Origin of the sequence: Streptosporangium sp. NPDC004379 (assembly GCF_042873875.1) — a bacterium.
GTDB lineage: Bacteria > Actinomycetota > Actinomycetes > Streptosporangiales > Streptosporangiaceae > Streptosporangium.
In genome coordinates this window covers 121,612-143,013 of record NZ_JBIAMC010000010.1, presented here as the reverse complement: position 1 = coordinate 143,013, position 21,402 = coordinate 121,612, and the positions used below count along the sequence as shown (strand labels likewise).

Sequence of the window (21,402 nt, the reverse complement as noted above, 5' to 3'; positions counted from 1 at the left end):
CCGGCTACGAGCCCGTCGCGCCGGAGAGCGTCTCCACCAGGATCGGGACCAGGGCGCGGAAGGCGCGGCCCCGGTGGCTGATGGCGTCCTTCTCCGCCGCCGACAGCTCGGCGCTCGTCCGGCTCTCGCCCTCGGGCACGAAGATCGGGTCGTAGCCGAAGCCGCCGGTGCCGCGCGGCGCGTCAACGATCACGCCGTGCATCGCGCCCTCGGCGACCCGTTCCCGCCCGTCCGGCAGGGCCAGCGCGGCGGCGCACGCGAAGTGCGCGCCCCGGTGCGCGGCCGGCACGTCGGACACCTGCGCGAGCAGCAGCTCCAGGTTGGCGAGGTCGTCGCCGTGCCTGCCCGACCAGCGAGCCGAGAAGATGCCGGGCATGCCGTTCAGCGCGTCCACGCACAGGCCCGAGTCGTCGGCGATCGCGGGCAGGCCGGAGGCGCGGGCGACCGCGTGCGCCTTGAGCAGGGCGTTCTCGGCGAAGGACAGGCCGGTCTCGGGGACGTCGCCGATCTCGGGGAACTCCTCCAGGCCGACGATCCCGACCGGCACCCCGGCCTCGGCCAGGATGCGGCGCAGTTCGGTGATCTTCCCGGCGTTGCGGGTGGCCAGCACCACCCGGCCCGCGGCCTCCGGGACCCCCGGCATCCCCGGGTTCGCGGGTGACGCCGCTCCGGCGCTCACGCCGGCACCCCCGGTCCGTGGCCCGCGTCGCTCCCCGCCCCCCGGCTCACGGCCGACGGGACTCCGGCGCTCACGCCAGGGCCTCCTTCTGCAGGCGGGTCAGCTCCGCGCACCCGGCGGCGCCGAGGTCGAGCAGCTCGTCCAGCGCCGCGCGGTCGAACGGCCGGCCCTCGGCGGTGCCCTGGACCTCGACGAACGCGCCGGAGCCGGTCATCACCACGTTCATGTCGGTCTCGGCGGCGACGTCCTCGGTGTAGCAGAGGTCGAGCAGCGGAGTCGCGCCGACGACGCCGACGGACACCGCGGCGACCGACTCGACCAGCGGGTTGCCCGAGCACATCTTCCGCTCGCGCATCCACTTCACCGCGTCGGCCAGCGCGACGTAGGCGCCGGTGATGGCCGCCGTACGGGTGCCGCCGTCGGCCTGCAGGACGTCGCAGTCGATGACGACGGAGTTCTCGCCCAGGATCTTGTAGTCGACGCAGGCGCGCAGCGAGCGGCCGATCAGCCGGGAGATCTCGTGCGTCCGGCCGCCGATCTTGCCGCGCACCGACTCGCGGTCGTTGCGGGTGTTCGTCGACCGGGGCAGCATGGCGTACTCGGCGGTGACCCAGCCCTGGCCGCTGCCCCGCCGCCAGCGCGGCACGCTGTCCTGCACGGTCGCGGCGCACAGCACCCTGGTGCCGCCGAACTCGACGAGCACCGAGCCCTCGGCGTGCGTCAGCCAGTCACGGGTGATGGTGACGGGGCGGAGTTGGTCAGGGGAACGTCCATCTGCACGAGCCATGGCATCACCCTAGGTCATAGACGGCGCCGCTCCGCGCGAGTTCCATACGTCCGGGGAAACCGGCCCGGGAGGCGTCGGCGAGGATGCGGGCCGGGTCGTGCCAGGGCACCAGGTGGGTCAGCACCAGCGTGCCCGCCCCGGCCCTGGCCGCGTGCTCGGCGGCCTGTCGTCCGGTGAGGTGCAGATCGGCGGGCAGTCCCGGGACGTCGGGGAAGCTGGCCTCGCACAGCAGCAGGTCGGCGTCGGCTGCCAGCCGGACCAGTTCGGCGGTCTCCCCGGTGTCGGCGGAGTAGGCCACCGAGCGCCCGCCGTACGAGACGCGGAAGCCGTAGGTCTCGACCGGGTGGTTCATCGGCGCGGCCGTCACCCGGAACGGGCCCGCCTCGAACGTGCCGGGGGTCAGCGGCGCGAAGTCGAAGGAGGTCTCCATGCCCGGCTCGTCGGGCATGCCGTAGGCGCCGGCCAGCCGCCGGGGGGCGTCGGCGGGCGCGTGGACCGGCACCCTCGGGTGCGGCCCCTGCGGGGAGTAGGTGCGCACCACGTGGTAGGAGCACATGTCGAGGCAGTGGTCGGCGTGCAGGTGGGACAGGCAGATCGCGTCCACGTCGTAGAGGCCGATGTGGCGCTGCAGCGCGCCCAGCGAGCCGTTGCCGAAGTCCAGCAGCATGCGGAACCCCTCGGCCTCCAGCAGGTAGCAGGAGGAGGGGCTGTCCGGCCCGGGGAAGCTCCCCGAGCATCCGACGATCGTCACCTTCACGGCGCCTCCCCCGCTTCCACGAGCCGCCCGCCGGGGCCGTCGCCCAGCGCCGCGAACTCCACCGCCTCGATCTCCGGCCCGAGGAACCGCCGCCCGAGCCGTTCGAAGAGCCCGGTGTCACCGGTGGTGCGGAACCGGTGCCGGGGAGTGCCGGAGGTCGCGGCCAGCCCCCGGTCGTGCAGGATCCGGTAGACGTCCTTGGCGGTCTCGTCGGCGCTGGAGACCAGCGTGACGCCGTCCCCCGCCACGTAGGCGATCGGCCCGGCCAGCAGCGGGTAGTGCGTGCAGCCCAGGATCAGCGTGTCGCAGCCGTCGGCCAGCACCGGTTTGAGGTAGTCGCGGACGACCTCGATGAGCTCGTCGCTCATGGTCTCGCCCCGCTCGGCGAACTCCACCAGCCGGTGCGCGGCCACCCCGGTCAGCAGCACGTCGGGGGCGGCGGCGAAGGCGTCGTGGTAGGCCATCGACTCGATGGTGGCCCGGGTGGCGATCACCCCGACCCGGCCGTTGCGGGTCGCCCGTACGGCACGGCGCACCGCGGGCTGGATCACCTCGACGACCGGCACGCCGTAGCGCTCACGGGCGTCGCGCAGCACCGCGGCGCTGGCGGTGTTGCACGCGATCACCAGCATCTTGACGTCGTGCTCGACGAGGTGGTCCATCACCTCCAGCGCGTAGGCGCGGACCTGCGCGATGGTCTTGGGCCCGTACGGCTGCCGCGCCGTGTCGGCCACATAGAGGACGGACTCGTTCGGAAGCTGGTCGATGACGGCGCGGGCCACCGTGAGACCGCCCACCCCGCTGTCGAAGATCCCGATGCTCGCTTGGGACACGGTTCCCAAGGTTAGGGGACCCCGGGTCCCCGATCACGGTAATAATCGTCACAGCGGCGTCCGCCGCTTCGGCGCTCCCCCGGCCGTGCCCGGAACGTCCCGGCCGCTCCAGGCCGGGCCCGGTTCGAACGGCCACCGCCCGCACCGCCGCGTCCCCGGTCCCGCCGCGTCCCCGGTCCCGCCACGTTCCCGATCCCGCCGGGCCGGGTCCCGCCGGGCCGGGTTCAGCCGCGGCCCACCCGGGCGAGCTGCCGTGACTGGGCGACCAGCCGTCCGGTGGAGTCCCAGACCTCGACCTCCTCGTCGAACCAGCCGTCGCTGATCAGCCTGCCGCCGCCGACCAGGGTGAGCCAGCCGGGCGCGGGCAGGGCGCGCAGGTGCCAGGTGAGCTCCACGGTGGGGGCCCAGCCGCGCGCCCCGGCGGAGAACACCACGGGCGGGAGGGCGTCGACGGCCAGCGCCAGCACGTAGGGGTCTGGGTCCTGCGGCTCGGACATCCGGAAGTAGGCGCGGGCCTCGGGACGGCCGGTGGGCCTGCCCTGCAGCCAGCCGATGGTGGGCGGGTCGAACCGCATGTCCATCCGCGCGCTGAGCGTCATGTTCGACTCCGGCTTGGGGTCGGGCAGCCTGACGCACTCCTCGACGGGCGGCAGGACCGCCGTGGGCTCGCCCGTCCAGTCGGGGGCGGCGTCGCCGAGGGTCGCCGTCGTCACGAGGGCCTCGATGAAGGAGACGCCGTCCTGGACGAGGGTGGCGCGGGTCATCGCCGCGGTGCGGCCCGCCTTGAGCTGCTCCAGCCGTACCTGGGCGGGGCCGGGGACGGGGGCGCGCAGGAACTGGGCCGCGGTGCTGACGGGGTGCTCGTGCGGGGAGGCGTCCACCGCGGCGCGCAGCAGCACCGCCATGAGGTAGCCGCCGTTGAGGGGGCCGCCGATCGAGTAGCCGGCGTCCAGGCACACGTCGTAGGTGGCCTCGTCCACCCGGATCGCCTGCGTCGCCTCGTCGAACTTCGTCATCCACGCTCCCGAACCTTGTTCTAGAGCGTTCACTGTACCGACTCCCGGCGGGTCCCGCCTCCCCGGCCTCTCACCACCGCCATGACCTGCGCCGACGCCTCACCGTCCGGGCACGGGACGCGCCCCCGCGAGAGGCTCCGGCCCCCGGCTCCGCCCTGACAGGCGGTCTCACGGTTAGTGCAATGCAAGCGCCCGGCTACCGAAGTCCACTATTTTCGCTTTACCCACTAAATCCACATTGTGAGAGAGCATGTCTCCCAACAACCCCCCTGGCCAGCCTCCCGGCCCCGGCTGGCAGCCCGACGGCACGTCCCCCTATCCCTGGAACGACGCCACCCAGCGGGTCCCACCGCCCGCCTCGGGGCACCCGCAGCAGGGCGGCTACCCGCAGCAGCCGCCGCAGCCGGGTCACCCCCAGGGCGGTTCCGGGTACGACCAGACCCAGGTCTACGGCCAGCCCCCCTACGGGCAGCAGGCGTCCGGGCAGACGCCGTACGGCGGGCAGGAGCAGGCCGCCCACCAGCAGCCCCCCTACGGCCAGTCCTCCGGCCAGCCCTACGGGCAGCAGTCCTACGGGCAGCAGGCGTCCGGGCAGACGCCGTACGGCCGGCAGCCCTACGGCGGCCAGGCGTCCGGAGGCCAGCAGTACGGCGGTCAGCAGTACGGGGGCCAGCCCTCCGGCGGGCAGCCGTACGGCGGCCAGCAGCCCTACGGTGACCAGGCGTCCCACGGCGCGGGCCAGCAGCCCTACGGCGGCCAGCAGTACGGGGGCCAGCCCTCCGGCGGCCAGCCGTATGGGGGCCAGGCGGCCTACGGCCAGCAGCCGCCCTACGGCGGCGGGCAGAACACCGAGATCCTCGGCTCCGGCCACCCCGCGTCCCCTCCGGCCCGCCGCAAGGGGCCCAGGAGCGGCAAGGGCATGCTGATCACGGGGATCGCCGTCCTGATCGCCGCCCTGGTGGGCGGCGGCGGCTTCTACGCGGTCAACCTGCTCAGCGGCGGCGGCACCCAGCCGCACGACGTGCTGCCCGGCAACGCCATCGTCTACGCCCGCCTGGACCTCGACCCCGCCGCCGGCCAGAAGGTCGCGCTCTTCCAGATCGCGCAGAAGTTCTCGAACACCAGGGACTCCTTCAAGGGCGACGACCCGCGCAAGGCGCTGTACTCGATGCTCACGAAGGACGGCAACGATCTCGCCAAGGTCGACTACGCCGCCGACGTCGAGCCGTGGCTCGGCAGCCGGATCGGCGTGGCGGTGCTCCCGCCGGCCAAGAGCGGCGGCGAGCCGAGGCCCGTGGTCGCCATCCAGGTCACCGACGAGGCCAAGGCCAAGGCCGGCATCGACAAGCTGATGAGCGAGGACAAGCACGGCATCGCCTTCCGTGACGACTACGCGCTGGTGGCCGAGACCAAGGCGGAGGCCGACCAGGCCGCGCAGGCGCCCCCGCTGTCCGACGACGCCGACTTCTCCGGCGACCTGGGCGCGCTCGGCGAGACCGGCGTGCTGTCGTTCTGGGTGAACGCCGGACGGATGATCCCGTTCCTCCCCGAGGAGTCCAAGAGCAACACCACGGCCCTCGACACCCTCAAGAACGCCCGGATCGCCGCGGCGCTCCGCTTCGACGGCTCCTACGCCGAAGTGGCCGGCGTCACCCGCGGCGCACAGCCGGTCGAGGGCCTCGCGGACCCGGTCGCCAACGGCATGGGCGGACTGCCCGCCTCCACCGTCGGCGCGGTCTCCATCTCCGGCCTCGGCGACGCGGTCTCCAAGCAGTGGCCAAAGATCATCGATTCGGCGGACCAGGCCGCCGGCGGACGCCTCAAGCAGTCCGTCGCCCAGATCCAGCAGCAGACCGGGCTGGCCCTCCCGGCCGACCTGGTGACGCTGCTCGGCGAGAACCTCACCGTCGCGCTGGACGCCAACGGCCTCACCGACAACCAGCCCAGGGTCGGCGCCCGCATCACCACCGACCCGGCCAAGGCCCAGGCGGTCCTCGGCAAGCTGGAGAAGGCGCTCTCCCAGTCCGGCACCCCCATGCAGCTCGGCAAGGTCGCGGGCGACGGCGTGTTCACGGTGGCCAGCACCCAGGAGTACGCCACCGCGCTGTCCAAGGACGGCGAGCTGGGCGACAGCGAGAGCTTCAAGCAGGCCATCCCCGACGGCGACAAGGCGACCTTCGCCCTCTTCGCCGACCTCAACAAGATCGAGCCCCTCTACCTGAAGAGCATGCAGGGCGAGGAGAAGGCCAACCTCCAGGCCCTGCGCGCCGTGGGCCTGAGCGGCACCGCCTCCGGCGACGAGATGACCTTCTCCCTGCGGGTGCTGTTCGACTGACCCGCCCTACCTCGCGCCCGGCGGCCGTACGGCCGGCCGTCACGTGAGGCCCGGGACCGGGAGAAGACCCGGTCCACGCCCTGGAACGGAGCCCGGCGACCACCCGTCGCCGGGCTCCGGCCGTTCACGGCACAGATCGTCCGCCGCAGGGGTCCCCATGACGCCGGCCCGGTACGGCCCTGGGCGAAGCATCCCTTTCAGCCAGGGCTGAAACCCTTTGCGGCCGGATGCGGACTACGACAAGATCCACCCGTCTACTTGCGATCTTCGGGCGTGGGTTCCTGAACGTTCCCGTCAGGTTCTCATGCCGCCCAGGGGGCGGGCGTCGCAAAGGGATCCGGGTGAACCTCCATGACCGGCGCCGTAGCACTCGCTTCACCGGCGAGTGCCACCCGCCCAGGTCAAGGCCGTCTCCGTACGTCCTTGACCCGTCGCCGCCCCCTCGCACACGGCGCACGCTCATGAAAGGAATCCATGAAGACGCGATTGTTCACCGTCGCGCTCGCGGGGCTCGCTCTGACGGCCTCGTTCACGCACCCGGCCCTCGCCCACGCTGAGCGGCCCTCCGCCGAGCAGCCCGCCGCCCAGACCGCCTCCGCCTCGCAGTGGCGCCCCTCCGAGCCGCCTACCTGGACGGAGTGCGGCACCACCCAGAAGGGTGAGTGCGCGACCCTGAAGGTGCCGATCGACTGGAAGAAGCCGAACGGGCCGACCCTGAACCTGGCGATCGGACGGCTCAAGGCGCTGAACCCCGCCAAGCGGATCGGCGTGCTGGTCGTCCACCCCGGCGGCCCCGGCGGCTCGGGCATCAACTCGCTCATCCTCAACCGCGGCATCCCGGACAGCGATCCCGTCCGCCAGTATTTCGACCTGGTCAGCCTCGACCCGCGCGGCGTCGGCCGCAGCACGCAGGCGGTGTGCAGCGAGGACCTGGTCGACCGCACACCGGTCACCTATCCGGCCAGCGAGGCCGAATACCGGTCGCTCCTGACGTTCAACGCGGACCTGTCCAGGGACTGCCGCGCGCGGACCGGCCCGCTGTTCGACCATGTGGACACCACCAGCGCGGCCCGCGACGTCGACGCGATCCGGATCGCGCTCGGCGAACGCAAGGTCAGCTTCTTCGCGATCTCCTACGGCACGCAGGTCGGCCAGCAGTACGCCGAGATGTTCCCCCAGAACATCCGGGCGATGGCGATCGACTCCAACATGGACCACAGCATCACCTCCGCGTGGCACTACCTGAAGACCACGACGGAGGACTTCGAGGGCAGCTTCCTCGAGTTCGCCGAGTGGTGCGGCGAGACCGCGGCCTGTGCGCTGCACGACGAGAAGGTCGTCGACGTGTGGGACGGCCTGCACACCAGGGCCACGGCCAGAGACCTCACCGACCCCGCCGACGGACACCTGATCTCCGCCGAGGAACTGCGGGTGGGGCTGTTCGACTACATGTACGCCCCGAGTGACTGGTTCGACGCCGCCGACTGGCTGAAGGCCCTCGCCGAGGGCGCCGCGCCGCCGCCCTCGTTCACCGCTAAGGCCGAAGCGGTCGCCAACCCCTACCCCGCCATCTGGTGCTCCGACTGGAAGTGGGACGTCACGAGCTTCGCCCAGCTCGACCAGTACCGGCGGCGCCTTGAGACGATCGCCCCCCACACGAAGCTCTCGCCGTTCTGGTCCGACGTGACGAGCTGCCTCAACTGGCAGGGCCCCGTCTCCAACCCGCAGCACCGGCTCAGCATCGGTGACACCCCGCCCATCCTGGTGGCCACCGCCCGCCACGACGTCGGCACCCCGGCGGCCTGGAACCACGCGGCCGCGCAGCAGATCCCGCAGTCGGTCCTGCTGGAGTACGAGGGCGTCGGGCACGGCCAGTTCCGCAACAGCGTCTGCGCCCACGACACGATCGCGAACTATCTGATCGAGCTCAAGGTGCCGCAGCCCGGCACCCGCTGCGCTCCCGAGTACCCGACGGAGCCGTCCGCCGCGAGGAGGCCGGCGGAGAACCCGTCCCTCACCAGGACCGGCCGCCCGGTCCACGCCGACTGATCCACACCCCGGGGCAGCGTCCGCCTCCGCGGGCGCTGCCCTTTTCCATACCGAGCCGAACCGGTCGCTACCGGGCCGGGCCATGGACCTCGCGATCAGGTAGACGGAAGCCTTCGCCGGCGAGTGGGCACCGGTGGCGTAGGGCTCATGTCCTTCCTGCCCGTCCGGCTGGCTCCGGATGCCGCGGAGTCATCGCTTTCACTCGGTCGGCATCCGGGCCTGGTCCGCGTCTTCCGAACAGCCTCTTCACCTCCTTGCCGCCGGCATCTGGGCCGTCGAAAAGCCGGTCAGGCCAGCGCGTCGAGTGCGCCGCTCTTGACGGTGACGAGGAAGGCGTCCCACTCGGCTGGGGCGAAGGAGAGCACCGGACCTTCGGGGTCCTTGGAGTCACGGACCAGGAAGAGGCGGTCGGGCTGGGATCCAGCGGCCACCTCGACACAGTTTTGACCGCTACCGCTGAGAGAGCTTCTCCGCCATGCGGAGACCTCCACGCAGTCCTGTGCGGCACTCAAGGAACTCTTGCGCCAGACACCAACCTCAACACAGTTTGAACCGTTTCCGCTAAGACTGCTCTTGCGCCACGTAATGCGGGACACGTTCATCGATTCACCCTTCGATCGAGCGCAGGCTGTTCTCAGAAGGTCTTCTCCGCCATCTTTGAAATCAATGCTCTCGACTCATCGGGGCCGAGCGCCGCCGCTCGGAGGTGATCGAAAGCAAGCGTGTACCAGTACATTTCGACATCTTTCTCCACGTACAAGCTACTCGTCATGCTCTCGACGTACACCACGTCAGGATCGTAAGGTTCGCGGAACTCCATGATGGCGAACGTCCCAGAGGTGGCGGGATGAACTCCGGCGGTGAATGGAAGCACTTGGATCGTGACGTTGTCCTGCTCAGCAAGTTCAACGAGCTTGACATACTGATCATGCATGATCGCCTCCGAGCCGATCTGCCGAGCGAGGACAGCCTCATCGATCACCGTCCAGAACCGGAGCGGGCTCTCCTCGCGCAGAAGAAGGTTCTGACGGGTCAGCCGGACCTCAACACGGCGTTCGACCTCCGCGGGCGGTGACAGAGCCATCAGAGCCGACCGGATCACTTCACGGGCGTAGTCCTCCGTTTGAAGCAGTCCATGGACGAGCATGCCGTCGAAACTACGGATGAATGCGGCTTCTGCTTCAAGCTGGATATAGGTCGCATAGTCGCTGGGCAACGAGTCCGTGTAGGCGTCCCACCATCCCTTGGTTCGTGCCGCTCGCGCCAACGCGTGCAAAGCGGTCCGCTTGGCGGGGTCCAGTTCGTACAGGTCCAGCAAGCGGGTGAGGTCAGGGGAGGTGATCCCGACACGGGCCGTCTCGATACGGGAGACCTTCGCCATGGACCAGCCGACACGCTCGGCCGCCTCCTCAAGAGTCAGAGCCTTGCGCTCCCTCAATTGAGGGCGTTGGGACTGCTCGGGCAGGTCGAGCTGCCCGCCGAGTTCGCCACCGTCCCCCGGATGCGCCGCTACGTCCGCGACCTGCTGGACGACACCGAGCACCCGCACACCGACGACGCCCTCCTCCTGGTCACCGAACTGGTGACGAACTCCGTACGGCACTCCGACTCGGGCCGCGTCCCCGGCGGCCGGGTCCTCGTCGCCGTCGCCAACCACTCTGGAACGCTCCACATCGACGTCATCGACGCCGGATCCGAGGGGTGCCGCCCCGCCCTGTGCTCGGACGCCGACGGCGACGGCAGCGGAGGGCGCGGCCTGTGGCTGGTCCAGGAGCTGGCCACCGCCTGGGGCTGGTACGAGACCGCCGCTGGCCGCATCGTCTGGTTCCAGCTCTCCGGCCGGAGTTCGTGAACCCGGCGTCCCGCTCATCGCCCGCATCGATGGCGAGCAATCCTCCATGGATGCGCCCGCGGAGGGTCTCCACCCTGGTCTCGCGGAGGTCCGGCCTCGGACGAGACGGACGAGCGACGCCTGGGGTCAGCCCTCGGCGACGGGAGCCGACGACCGGTCGGCGTCGCTGGTACGCAACGTGAGACCGCCACCGTTCGCGGGCCGGAACCCCAGCCCGTGCAGTTCGGGAACATCGAGCGCGGTGACCACGTGCAGAGCACCGTTCTCGGTCACCATGCGGACCGCTGAACGCACCAACGCACCCCGTACCTCCGACGGGACGCCGGGCTTGGTGTGCACCAGGTCGAGACGTGCGGTGGCGCACCGCGCGTCCTCCCAGGACGCGACCACCTGGCCGACGTAGGGTTCTCCACGGTCGTTGTCGACATGGGCCTGCAGCCAGCAGGCAAGCCTCGCCTCGGCGATCAGCCGCCGGGGTAGGCTCACGTCCATCCCCGCTCCGGCCAGCCAGGAGCCCACCTCGGACGCGGGCAGGGGAACCGACTCCTCCGGCGGCCCCCAGGTGACATGGGTCCGTCTCCGCCACGACCATGAGAAGGGCGGCCGCGAGGAGGAAGGCGCGCCGACGAGGGGAACCGAGTCGATGAAGTAACCGGCGGGGCAGACGTCCACGGCATCACGGGCGTCCAGCACGACATACCCGTCGCGGACCTTCCGGCGGCTCCGGAGGACCAATCCGGTCGCGAGGTTCTCCGAGAGGCCGGCCATGACGTCCGCGGCCCATTCGTACGCCGAGGTCACCGGTAAGCCGGTCCACGGACTCGTGGGCGTCGCCGGAAACGCGACCTCGACGGCGTACACGTTCGGATCCCGCCGCCAGCGGAAGACCACCAGCAGGTTGTCCGGCTCCATGACGACATCGAGGCCGGAGCACCCGTCCGTCATCGCGCTCATACCCGGCAGGCACGCCCTGACCGCTTCAAGGGCTTCCTCCCGGGACCACTCGACCGCCACGCGCCCAGGCTCCCACACCGGTGATGGATCATGGCGAAGATCTTCGGTGCGGTGGAGTCGCGCGGATCGGTGTCCGCCGATCCCGAGGAGGTGAGCGGCATGGTGCCTTCATGCCGCCAGTGATCCGGCTGCCGAGGATTGGGGCGCCACTCACGCGCTCACCGTACTGGCCGGTCATGTCCCGACGGAGAGCAGGTGCCGCTTGAGGGTGGAGGCGCCGCCGATGCGGCAGATAGTCGGAGAGCAGTGTCGTCGGTACAGGCCACGTGCTCGCGCATCAGCTCGTACAGGGCCAGCGCGGTGTCCACCGCTCCATAACCATCGTCGGCCGCTTCCTGCTGGGCGGCGTCCAGCGCGGTGACGATCTTCCTCATGGACAGCCGCTCGGTGAGCCGCTCCCTCTGCTCGGTCTCAGCGACACAACGGTCGTCGGCCAGTCCCCCCTGTCACGGTCCGGTTAATCCGATCACGCTTCGCGGCGCCCTGAACGGCTCGCGAAGGCAGACGAAATTCTCAAGGCCACAAGCGGATCGTGGCTGCGCCTGCGAGTGGACGACGTGTGGTGATCACGGAGCAGCACTTTCCCGATACCGAAAACAATCTTTACTTATCCCTTTGCTTTATGTGACGATAGCTTCGTTTTGATACATATGTTCGAAAGGTCGTGAGTGAAAACACGCCGATTAGCGTCTGGCTCATCCGCCCGGATGCACCACCGCGTTGCCCTGATCACAACGCTGATGCTGCCGCTCTCGCTCATGAGCGCGCCCGCGATCGCCCAGGGCCCCACGCCATCCCCCACCCCGGCCTCCGCATCGACGACACCACCAGGCGCCGCCTCAGATCCGACCCTCAAGAGCGCCTGGGACAAGGCCGTCAAGTCCGGCAAACCCGTCGAGGTTCCCTCCCGCTCCACCGAGACCATGAAGGTCTGGGCCGACCCCGACGGCAAGAACCTGCGTGCCGAGCTGCACACCCGGCCCGTCCAGTTGAAGAACCCCGACAGCGGCGTCTGGGAGCCCATCGACACCCGCATCGTGACCCGCGACGGCAAACTGCAAGCCGCCCGGGTCAAGACCCCGCTGACTTTCGGCGGACGCGGCACCAAGCACCTGGTGTCAGCGACCGGGGAAGAGGGCAAGAGCGGCTTGGGCGTGAGCCGGGCACTGCCGGAACCCAAGATCTCCGAAAATACGATCACCTACCCCGACGCCGTCGCACCAGGGGCGGACCTGGTGGTGCTGGCCTTGGCCGACGGGTTCGTCTCCCAGGTGGTCTTCCGACACAAGCCGACCGGCCCAGTGACGGTGCGGCTGCCGCTCACGCTGCCCAAGGACACGAAGTTCGGCAAGAACGCCGAGGGGCAGCCGCAGCTGCAGGACGCCGAGGGACAGCCGAAGGCGGCGCCGATCGTGCTGACCGCGATGGACGCCAAGGTGGAGAATTCGCCTGAGAAGGGCAAGAGTTTCCCGGTCACCGCAAGCGTGGAACCCTCCGGCAAGACCCACGAGCTGGTGTTCACCCCAGATGCGACGTTCCTGGCCGACCCAGCGGTGACCTACCCGGTGACGATCGCGGCCGCCTCCGAATGGTTCGGCGGCGGCGTCCCCACCGACGCTTGGGTCAACAAGAACAGCCCCAGCGCCAACAACGCCTCGGCCGGATACCTGCGCGTGGGCACCACGCAGACCAGCGCCGACATCGCCCGCGTATACCTGAAGTTCAACACCACCGTCCCGGAGCTGGAGGGCGCCAGGGTCATCGACGCGGACCTGTATGTGTGGAACTACAAGTCCGGCGGGCCCAACAACCAGCTGTGTGGTGAGATCAGGTCGGGCATCGTGGCCTCCCGCGTTACCTCCCCGTGGACCCTCGATGGCACGTCGACCAACCTGAGCTGGAACAACCAGCCCTCCAACAACGGAGCCGAGGGCGGCAGCGGCAACGAGTACGGCTACAGCATCGACCCCAATGCCACTGGGTGGTGCGCCAAGGAAGAGGCGCTCGTCCACCGGATCTCCGGCATGGCCCGCGCCTGGATTGAAGAGGGCGTGCCCAACCACGGATTGCTGCTGCGGGCGGTCACTGAGAGCCCGGCGATCAACTGGCGCCAGTACTACGCCAGCGAATACGGCGGCAGCCCCTACCCGGGCTTCCGCCACCCGCCCACCCTTATGGTCGAGTACGAGCCCGCGACAGTCGAGCGGAGCGTCCTGCACTGGACGGAGAGCGGCGCTCCGAGGCGGTCCAAGCCCACGCCGGAAGAGGCGCTCGCGTTGGCCAGACAGGCTGACTCCTCCGTCATCGACCTCGGGCCCATGTCGGACGCGCTCGCCGAGAGGCTGGAGAGCAACGCGGCCACGCCGTACTTCGTGGGTCCAGAGAACCTGACGCCCCTGCCAGGCGAGGATTGGACCACGGACGTCGATCCGGAGATGGACGAATTCGACCCGGAGGTGAGCGCGGTCAGCCCTATGGAGGACTCGACCGACGCGTTGCCCTCCGCCAAGATCTCCGCGACGTTCAACGAGGCGGTCACCGACGCCGTCATCGCGGTCAAAGACGCCCAGGATGCGGTGGTCGAGGGCACCTCAATCATGGACGCTGGCAACAAGGTCCTGACGTTCACGCCAGGCCGACCGCTGACGCCAGGAGCCAAATACACCGCGCTGGTCAGTGGGGCTCGCGACGGCTCCAACAATAAGATGGACCCCCACCCGTGGTCGTTCACGGTCAGCACGCTGGCCGCCCACTGGAAGCTCGACGAAGGTACAGGTTCCACCACGGCCGACTCGTCGGGCAACGGTCACAACGCGAGCCTGAACGACACGGCGGCGTGGATCGTGGGGAAAAACGGCAACGCGGTTTCCAACGTGCCGTCGCAGGCGCGGATCGCTGCCTCCCAGGCAGCGGCCAAGCAGGGTAAGGCCGTCGAAGTCGACGACGAGACGACCGCCACCAGCATTACCTACGCCCAGCCGGATGGGAAGAGTTTCAAGACCGAGATCACGGCCGGCCCGGTGCGGACCCGGCAGAACGACGCATGGGTGCCGATCAACACCACGCTGGCCGAGCAGGGTGGCAAGCTGTGGCCCAAGGCCCTTGCCGAAGGCGCGGCCGTGGAGATCTCCGGTGGTGGCACGGACCCCTTCGTGAAGATGACCGCCGATGGGAAATCCTACGCGCTGACGTGGCCGATCCCGCTGCCCAAGCCGACTATCAAGGACAATGTCGCTACCTACGCCGATGCCGCAGGCGTGGGCGCCGACTTAGTGGTGACGGCGTTGCCGACTGGGTTCCGGCATGACGTGGTGCTACACAAGCGACCCACCAAGCCGCTGGAGATCCGCATCGGTGTGCAGGCCGACGGTCTGACCCTGTCCGAGGGGAAAGACGGACGCCTGTTTCTTACCAAGGGTAAGGGCAAGAAGCTGATCGCCTCAGCGCCGCAGCCGGCCATGTGGGAGGCGAGCACCAAGGCTTCCCAGGCCAAGGATCGTCTGGCCAAGGGCGGCTCACCCAAGGCACGGCACGCCAAGGTCGCCACCGATGTGGTGGTCAAGGACGGCCGCACCGAGCTGGTGCTCAAGCCCGATCATGCGTTCCTGACCGACCCGGCCACCACGTACCCGGTGCGGGTAGATCCGACCACCACGCTGCCATTCAACAATGACGTGGAGGTCGCCGACAGCAGTGATGCCGAGTGGCCCGCCGATCCGACCGCCTGGTACCTGACGGCCGGACGCATGTACGGCTCGCTGTCACGGATCTACCTGCGCTTCGACACCGCCGGCCTGGCCGGGCAGACGGTGAGCGACGCCAGGCTGTCGCTGCTCAACATCGACGCCCAGGGCTGCGGCACCGCGGTCGGGCCGGGCCTTCAGGTGCGCCGAGTGACCGCGGCCTGGGATGAGAACAACCTGCACTGGAGCAACAAGCCCGCCGCGACCACAGAGGACGCCGTCACCAACACGACTGCCTTCGGGCAAAGCTGTACTCAGGGTGTGGCGCCGCTGGAGTGGAACATCACCGGCATCGCCCAGGATTGGGCGAACGGCTCGGCCAACCACGGGCTGATGCTGCGCCACCCGAACGAGGCCAACACCGCCGACAACTACCGGGTCTTCCCCTCAGCCGAGGAGACCTCCGACTTCAACCGGCCGCCGACGCTGACCATCACCACCTCCGGTCCGACCTCGGTTCCGCAGGTGAGCGGTCTAGCTATCACTCCAGCCCAGAGCACCGGTGGCAACACCACCGCCACCTCGCTCACCCCGCAACTGACCGCCACCGTCTCCGATGTCATCGGCGGCAATCTGACTGGTGAGTTCGAGATCGAGCACGATCCGGCCACTCCCGGCCAGGGCACCGGCCAGGTCTGGGCGGGTGCCTCGGCCGCAGTGGCCTCTGGTAGCCCGGTCACGGTCACCGTCCCGGCCGGGAAACTGACGGACGGGTGGAAGGTGCGCTGGCGGGCCCGGGCGGTTAACGCGGCCGCATCGAGCGCCTCGGCGTGGTCGGACTGGCAGCAGGCCACCGTGGACGTACCGAACCCGGCGGTCGGCTCTTTCCAGGTCACCCCCGCTCAGCAGGTGGACGGCGTCACCGTCACCACCAGCCTGACCCCGGCCTTGCACACCACGATCACCGACCCGGCCGGCCAGCCGCTACGGGCCGAGTTCGAACTCGAACACGACCCGGCCGTCCCCGGTCAGGGATCGGGGCGGGTCTGGACCGGTGCGGTCGACAACGTCGTCTCCGGCAACCAGGCCATCGTGACTGTTCCGGCGAACACGCTGACCGACGGGTGGAAGGTGCGCTGGCGGACTCGTGCGATAAACCCCGCCACCGCCCTAGGTTCGCCCTGGTCGGACTGGCAAACTCTCATCGTCGACGTGTCCGATCCGGTCTCCGAACCGGCTGTGGGTGCGTTGCAGGTCACCCCATCCCAGCAGGTGGACGGCACCACCGTCGCCCCCACTCGCACTCCCAGCCTACTGGCCCAGGTGAGCGACCCTGCCGGAGGCACACTGCGCGCCGAGGTCGAAGTCGAGCATGACCCGGCCGCACCTGCGGGGCAGGGCAGCGGTCAGATCTGGACCGGCAGCGCCGACAACGTCGCCTCCGGCACCCAGGCCAGCCTCACCGTCCCCGCCGGGAAGCTGACCGACGGGTGGAAGGTGCGCTGGCGGGTCCGCGCGGTCTCGGCCACCACCGCTTCCGCCTGGTCAGGCTGGCAGTCCTTCACCGTCAGTCTGCCCAAGCCCACCGCAACCGGCCTGACCATCACCCCGTTGAAGGTGGTAGACGGCGTCGCGGTGAGCACCACGCTCACTCCCACACTGCAAGCCACCGTCACCGACCCAACCGGCCAGGCACTACGGGCTGAAGCCGAGATCGAGCATGACCCGGCCGCACCTGCGGGGCAGGGCAGCGGTCAGATCTGGACCGGCAGCGCCGACAACGTCGTCTCCGGCACCCAGGCCAGCCTCACCGTCCCCGCCGGGAAGCTGACCGACGGGTGGAAGGTGCGCTGGCGGGTCCGCGCGGTCACCGAGCAGGCCTCCTCGACCTGGTCGGACTGGCAGCAGGTCACCGTCGACGTCGCCCAGCCCGGCGAAGAGCCCTTGGCTCAGACCGCCGGACCGGTCATCCGCACCGACCAGAGCTTCACCGTGGCCGCCTGGCTGCGCTGGAACGACAAGGACGGCACCTACAGCGTCGTCGAGCAGAAGGGCACCCACCAGGCTCCCTTCCGGCTGGGCAACGACCCTGAGCATGGGCTGGTGTTCACCTTCACCAGCGCTGACTCCGCCGATGCCACCGTCGAGGGCGTACGCTCCGGCGTGGAGCCCCCGGTGGGCGAGTGGTTCCACCTGGCCGGTGTCTACGACGCGGCCACCAAGACGGCCACGATCCATCTCAACGGCACTGCCATCGGTACGGCCACGCTCACCTTCCCCACCTGGGACGCCGCCCGGCTCATGACCGTGGGCAGCGCCATGGTGGGAAGCATCGACGAGGTCCGTGTTCACCTGAAGAACCTGACACCGGCGGAGATCACCGCTCTTCAGGCGCCGCAGTCCACACCGGCTCCGCTCGCCTCGCCACCGGCGAAGGCGTCCACGCTGGCGTCGGACGACTTCAAGTACGACCACATGTCCCTGGAGGACTGCGAGCGAGGCCGCGACCAGCGCACTGGCGGCTCCGACATCTGGAACGGAGGCGAAGGGTGGGACTCCATCGCGCCCTACAGCGGCTGCTGGAGCCGTCACCTCAGTTTCGCGATATACGAGCGAAGCACGAAGTACAACAAGCACTGCAAGTGCATGTTGACGACCACCGGGGTGGAGGACTACCTCAACTTCGACATGACCGTGGTCATGCACAGCTACCTCGGCTCCGCCGACGGGCTGAGCGTGATCGGCGGAGCGGGAACCAGCCTGTCACCCCGCGACATCAAGGTCTGGACCAGAGTCGACAACTTCTGGACGGCGGACGACGACTTCTGGAACATGTTGCTCGGCCTGGGCGGTACGGATCCTGATGACCTGTACCAGAGCTTCAAGTTGCAGGTGGACGTCGTCGGAGGCACCAATGACTGCGTCAAGGTGTTCTCCTCCGGAGACAACGGCGGCCTGACCCGCACCGGGAACGTGAAGAAGTGGATGGACGACGGAGACGACGTCTTCATCTTCCATTCGACCTTCGGCACGGGAAGGGCCAGCCGATGCTCGATCCGCCCCTGGATGGTCTACAACGACCCGGTGCACGCGGGAAACTGGGACAAGATCGCGGTCTCCGCGTGGGGTAAGCCCGAGAACGACAAGTCCGCGGGGGCGCCCACCGTTCGTTGCGACAGTCTCTCCATGGGTGCGAAGACGGCCACCTACCGAGGCGGATGTGTCTTCTACGGTTCGAGCCGGGTCTACGAGATGTCACGTCTCGACCTCGACAACGGAGCGGTCGCCCGTCATATCGAGCTGGCCTACACCCGTCCACAGGACACCGTGCCCTTCAAGACGGACGGGCCCAAGCATTTCCCCGGCAAGTGGCCGAGCGGGGAGGCGTTGTCCAGAATCACCAGCAAGGACCCACGGTACACGGCCAACCAGGACGCGAAGGACGAGGTCTGCGATGAGTTCTTCGATGATCGGCCGCGTAAGCTAACGGGCGAGAAGAACAAGACGAAATGGGAGCAGTGCGATGAGTTCCCGTTCGCCTCGACCAAGCAGGGCGCCGCGTTCGTCCATGACAGGTATGGGGCGAAGAACTTCTCGGTGAAGAGCATCCTGGGTAGCCAGAACACGAGCGCCGGCAGGCACTTGAATATCTTCTACGCCAGATATCGGGTGCTCGCCAACGACAAGTTCTGGGTGCATATCAAGTAGAAACGTGGGCCGCCGGCGCGGCGAAAGCCGTACCGGCGGCCTCTACCCGATTCGCGAGGAGAAAAAGTGAGAGATGAGGAGCGGCTGTGGCATCTCATCCGGTCCTACGGCATGGGCCAGGAGTTCCTGGGCCTATGGGTGGAGAACTGGGGAGTGCATGATACGGCGCGGCTCATGGGCGCGAATCTCGGGAGCGAAGTTCAGCTGAGCTGGGCGGAACTGGAGAAGCACGACTTCTCCGAAGACGAGGGCGCGGTATGGATCGGCCGGTTGAATGACCGATGGACCCAAGTGGTGCAGTACCACGGCGTTCAGGCCATCGACGCCCTCGACGAGCTGTCGATGGGCGGCCGGGCGCTTGGGCTGAGCCGGCATGTGAATGATCCCGGCACCCTTCTATACGCGGCCGACGGCAGCTACCTGACCGAGATGAGTATCACTCGGCCCAAGGCCCGTCGCGGCGGCGACCCGTACGCGCTCGACGCCTATGCGGAAGGGCTGCGGTTCGACTGGGCGGACACGAGCTGGCGAACCGATCCCGATCTGCTGCCCGGCTGGCTCGCCTACGAGGAGTGGTCGGAGACCCATGGGGAGGAGGACGAGGAGGACATGCCCGCCGAGTGGGAGGACTTCACCCAGCTGTCTCTGGACGGTTACAGCCCGTCCCTCGCGGAGTGCGTCACCTCCGCCTTCGTGCTCGTCGGCCGCGTCACCGGCACGGAGTTCGGACATGACTGGATGCGAGGCACCCATTCCTGCTACCTGATCGACGACTAGGAGGGGCCGTTTCGCGACACGCTCTCCTCTGAGATGTGGCCACCTACGCCTGCCACACCCGCGAGGTGTTCGAGCGTGAGCGCCGCTTCCTGATCGGGCATGGCATCCCCGCGTCATTCCTGCCGGACCAGATCGATGACGAGTACCGTGCCGCCTGATCCGAAGGCACAGCGACGGCCCCGCCTTCACGGGGAGCATTGTCCCCGCGCAGGCAGGAGCGACCCGCCAGATTCGTTCTTGTAGAGGATCGCGGCAACGACATCAGCAGCGGCAGGGATCACGCTCCTCCGACTGCGCTGTGATCGACCGGGAAAGCGCGAAGTCCGGGGTCCTGTCAGCTCCGGCAGTTCGGGGTGGCGCGGTAGTCTCGGCCGATGGCGAAGGTCTTGGTCACGGGCATGTCCGGCACCGGCAAGTCCACCGCGATGGAGATGCTGGCGGCCCGGGGCCATCGCGCCGTCGACACCGACAGCGGCCGGTGGAGCCACTGGGTGACCCTGCCGGACGGATCCACCGACTGGGCGTGGCGGGAGCCGGCCATCGACGACCTGCTCACCGGCCACCGCGAGGGCACCCTCTTCGTGGCCGGCTGCAAGACCAACCAGGGGCGGTTCTACCCGCGGTTCGACCACATCGTCCTGCTCAGCGCTCCCGCCGAGATCATGCTCGCGCGCATCGCGACGCGGACCAACAACCCCTTCGGCAAGCATCCTGAGGAGCGTGAGGCCATCCTGCGCGACCTGGCCGACGTGGAGCCGCTGCTCCGGGCTACCTGCACCGCCGAGATCGACGCTAGTGCGCCGATCGACAGGGTCGTCCAGCAGCTTGAGGCGCTGGCGCGGACGAGGCCGTGAGCGCGGCAGGATACGGCGTCAGGCCAGAGCCGCCCCTTCAGGTGCTCCTCGACCTCGCCCGAGTGCCCTCATAAGCGTCGATGGACGGATCTTCCAGCTACCGTCGGCCACTACGAACACGCTGTCGGTCGACCGGCTCCCCCGTTTTGACGGTCATTCCAGGAGAAGGGGAAGCGTGATCCGATCGGCCAGCCGGCCGCCCGTCAGGACACGTTCAGACGCGACGAAAAGTTGTACAACTACTTGTACAAGTGACTTTCCGTGGTGCTACGATCACGGCATGGCGAAGTTCGTACACGTGGAACCAATCTCCACCGCCCGCGCCCAGCTCAGCGAGACCATCGCCCGCATCGGCGAAGAGGGCCTCCAGGCCGAACCGGTCGTCATCGGTCGCCGTTACAAGCCCGAAGCCGTGATCATCAGCTTCGAACTCTATGAGAAGCTCGCGGATCTCATCGACGAGATCCAACTGGCCCCCCTTATCCGGGACCGCCTCGCGAACTCGACGGCCGAATCCGATCTGACCCTGGAGGAGGTGGCGGATTCCCTCGGAATAGACCTGGAGGAGCCTTGCGCCGCCCCTCCCCCCGGGAGGGAGTCAGCCGCATAACGCAATGCCCCAACATGACTCCGGAGAGTCATGAATCAGCTACTCTCCGGATCATGTCCCCCCGTGAACGCATCTTCGATGTCCGGCTGAGGCCCGAGGTCCATGACGACCTCAAGAACCTTCCGACACACCGCCTCCGAAGCATCGCGGTCCTTCGGATCCAGAACCTCATGTACGGAGAGGAACGCGGGAGAGAACTCATCGGCACGGCCGACCCTGATCTCACCGGATGCCGCCGCCTCTACTTCGACGAGATCCCCAGGCTCGCACGCTGGCGCATCGTCTACCGCGAATTACCTGCTCATCGCCCGCGAACGCTTCCTCTCATCCAGATCCTCGCCGTCGGTCCCCGAGCTCAGATGGACGTCTACGAGCGCGCGGCGCTTCGCCTCGGGCTGCTCACACCGGACGACATGAGTTGAGGGTGACACAGTACGCCGGGCCAGAA

General features: G+C 68.8%; 17 protein-coding genes. 9 read left to right on the top strand and 8 right to left on the bottom strand.

Annotated features, from left to right (window positions below; all coding sequences use genetic code 11):
* Positions 1 to 4: 4 nt before the first annotated feature.
* The 5 genes from rdgB to ACFYSC_RS22460 all read right to left on the bottom strand — a co-directional run bounded on the left by rdgB (position 5) and on the right by ACFYSC_RS22460 (position 4,072).
* A complete protein-coding gene (gene rdgB / locus ACFYSC_RS22480; RefSeq protein WP_389965196.1) occupies positions 5 to 643 on the bottom strand; it encodes an RdgB/HAM1 family non-canonical purine NTP pyrophosphatase in 639 nt (212 codons plus the stop codon).
* A gap of 106 nt (positions 644 to 749) precedes the next feature.
* On the bottom strand, positions 750 to 1,466 hold the full coding sequence (gene rph / locus ACFYSC_RS22475; RefSeq protein WP_362930567.1) for a ribonuclease PH: 717 nt from the start codon (positions 1,464 to 1,466) through the stop codon (positions 750 to 752).
* 4 nt (positions 1,467 to 1,470) lie between these two features.
* Entirely contained in the window at positions 1,471 to 2,223 is a 753-nt protein-coding gene (locus ACFYSC_RS22470) for an MBL fold metallo-hydrolase (RefSeq protein WP_389964799.1), read from the bottom strand.
* On the bottom strand, positions 2,220 to 3,056 hold the full coding sequence (gene murI / locus ACFYSC_RS22465) for a glutamate racemase (protein WP_389964796.1): 837 nt from the start codon (positions 3,054 to 3,056) through the stop codon (positions 2,220 to 2,222). Before murI ends, ACFYSC_RS22470 begins: the two co-directional genes overlap by 4 nt.
* A gap of 224 nt (positions 3,057 to 3,280) precedes the next feature.
* Positions 3,281 to 4,072, bottom strand: a complete 792-nt coding sequence (locus ACFYSC_RS22460; protein ID WP_389964793.1) for a thioesterase family protein — start codon at positions 4,070 to 4,072, stop codon at positions 3,281 to 3,283.
* A 250-nt stretch (positions 4,073 to 4,322) separates the two neighbouring features.
* On the opposite strand from ACFYSC_RS22460, the gene ACFYSC_RS22455 reads away from it, so the two are divergent.
* Entirely contained in the window at positions 4,323 to 6,407 is a 2,085-nt protein-coding gene (locus ACFYSC_RS22455) for a DUF3352 domain-containing protein (RefSeq protein ID WP_389964790.1), read from the top strand.
* Positions 6,408 to 6,881: 474 nt separating this feature from the next.
* Positions 6,882 to 8,456 (top strand): alpha/beta fold hydrolase, encoded by a 1,575-nt coding sequence (locus ACFYSC_RS22450; RefSeq protein ID WP_389964787.1) that lies wholly within the window; start codon positions 6,882 to 6,884, stop codon positions 8,454 to 8,456.
* Between the two features lie 287 nt (positions 8,457 to 8,743).
* On the opposite strand, the gene ACFYSC_RS22445 is transcribed toward ACFYSC_RS22450, so the two are convergent.
* Together ACFYSC_RS22445 and ACFYSC_RS22440 are read right to left on the bottom strand one after the other, a co-directional pair.
* The gene (locus ACFYSC_RS22445) at positions 8,744 to 9,058 is read right to left on the bottom strand and encodes a DUF397 domain-containing protein (RefSeq protein WP_389964784.1); all 315 of its coding nucleotides are present in this window, start codon (positions 9,056 to 9,058) and stop codon (positions 8,744 to 8,746) included.
* A gap of 32 nt (positions 9,059 to 9,090) precedes the next feature.
* Positions 9,091 to 9,894, bottom strand: a complete 804-nt coding sequence (locus ACFYSC_RS22440; protein ID WP_389964781.1) for a helix-turn-helix domain-containing protein — start codon at positions 9,892 to 9,894, stop codon at positions 9,091 to 9,093.
* Between ACFYSC_RS22440 and ACFYSC_RS22435 the strand changes: the two genes are divergently transcribed.
* The gene (locus ACFYSC_RS22435) at positions 9,895 to 10,308 is read left to right on the top strand and encodes an ATP-binding protein (protein WP_389964778.1); all 414 of its coding nucleotides are present in this window, start codon (positions 9,895 to 9,897) and stop codon (positions 10,306 to 10,308) included.
* Positions 10,309 to 10,434: 126 nt separating this feature from the next.
* Here ACFYSC_RS22435 and ACFYSC_RS22430 read toward each other — a convergent pair whose 3' ends face one another.
* The gene (locus ACFYSC_RS22430) at positions 10,435 to 11,262 is read right to left on the bottom strand and encodes a hypothetical protein (protein ID WP_389964775.1); all 828 of its coding nucleotides are present in this window, start codon (positions 11,260 to 11,262) and stop codon (positions 10,435 to 10,437) included.
* Positions 11,263 to 12,029: 767 nt separating this feature from the next.
* Between ACFYSC_RS22430 and ACFYSC_RS22425 the strand changes: the two genes are divergently transcribed.
* The 6 genes from ACFYSC_RS22425 to ACFYSC_RS22400 all read left to right on the top strand — a co-directional run bounded on the left by ACFYSC_RS22425 (position 12,030) and on the right by ACFYSC_RS22400 (position 21,376).
* The gene (locus tag ACFYSC_RS22425) at positions 12,030 to 18,713 is read left to right on the top strand and encodes a DNRLRE domain-containing protein (protein ID WP_389964772.1); all 6,684 of its coding nucleotides are present in this window, start codon (positions 12,030 to 12,032) and stop codon (positions 18,711 to 18,713) included.
* 66 nt (positions 18,714 to 18,779) lie between these two features.
* A complete protein-coding gene (locus tag ACFYSC_RS22420) occupies positions 18,780 to 19,490 on the top strand; it encodes a DUF6461 domain-containing protein (RefSeq protein ID WP_389964769.1) in 711 nt (236 codons plus the stop codon).
* Positions 19,491 to 19,525: 35 nt separating this feature from the next.
* The gene (locus ACFYSC_RS22415; RefSeq protein ID WP_362930548.1) at positions 19,526 to 19,648 is read left to right on the top strand and encodes a hypothetical protein; all 123 of its coding nucleotides are present in this window, start codon (positions 19,526 to 19,528) and stop codon (positions 19,646 to 19,648) included.
* Between the two features lie 216 nt (positions 19,649 to 19,864).
* Entirely contained in the window at positions 19,865 to 20,344 is a 480-nt protein-coding gene (locus ACFYSC_RS22410) for an AAA family ATPase (protein WP_389964766.1), read from the top strand.
* Between the two features lie 280 nt (positions 20,345 to 20,624).
* Positions 20,625 to 20,954: a type II toxin-antitoxin system Phd/YefM family antitoxin gene (locus tag ACFYSC_RS22405; protein WP_362930544.1), complete on the top strand. Its 330-nt coding sequence runs from the start codon at positions 20,625 to 20,627 to the stop codon at positions 20,952 to 20,954.
* A gap of 53 nt (positions 20,955 to 21,007) precedes the next feature.
* Positions 21,008 to 21,376 carry a hypothetical protein gene (locus ACFYSC_RS22400; protein ID WP_389964763.1) on the top strand — a complete coding sequence of 123 codons (369 nt, stop codon included), beginning with the start codon at positions 21,008 to 21,010 and terminating at the stop codon, positions 21,374 to 21,376.
* The last annotated feature ends 26 nt before the right edge of the window (positions 21,377 to 21,402 follow it).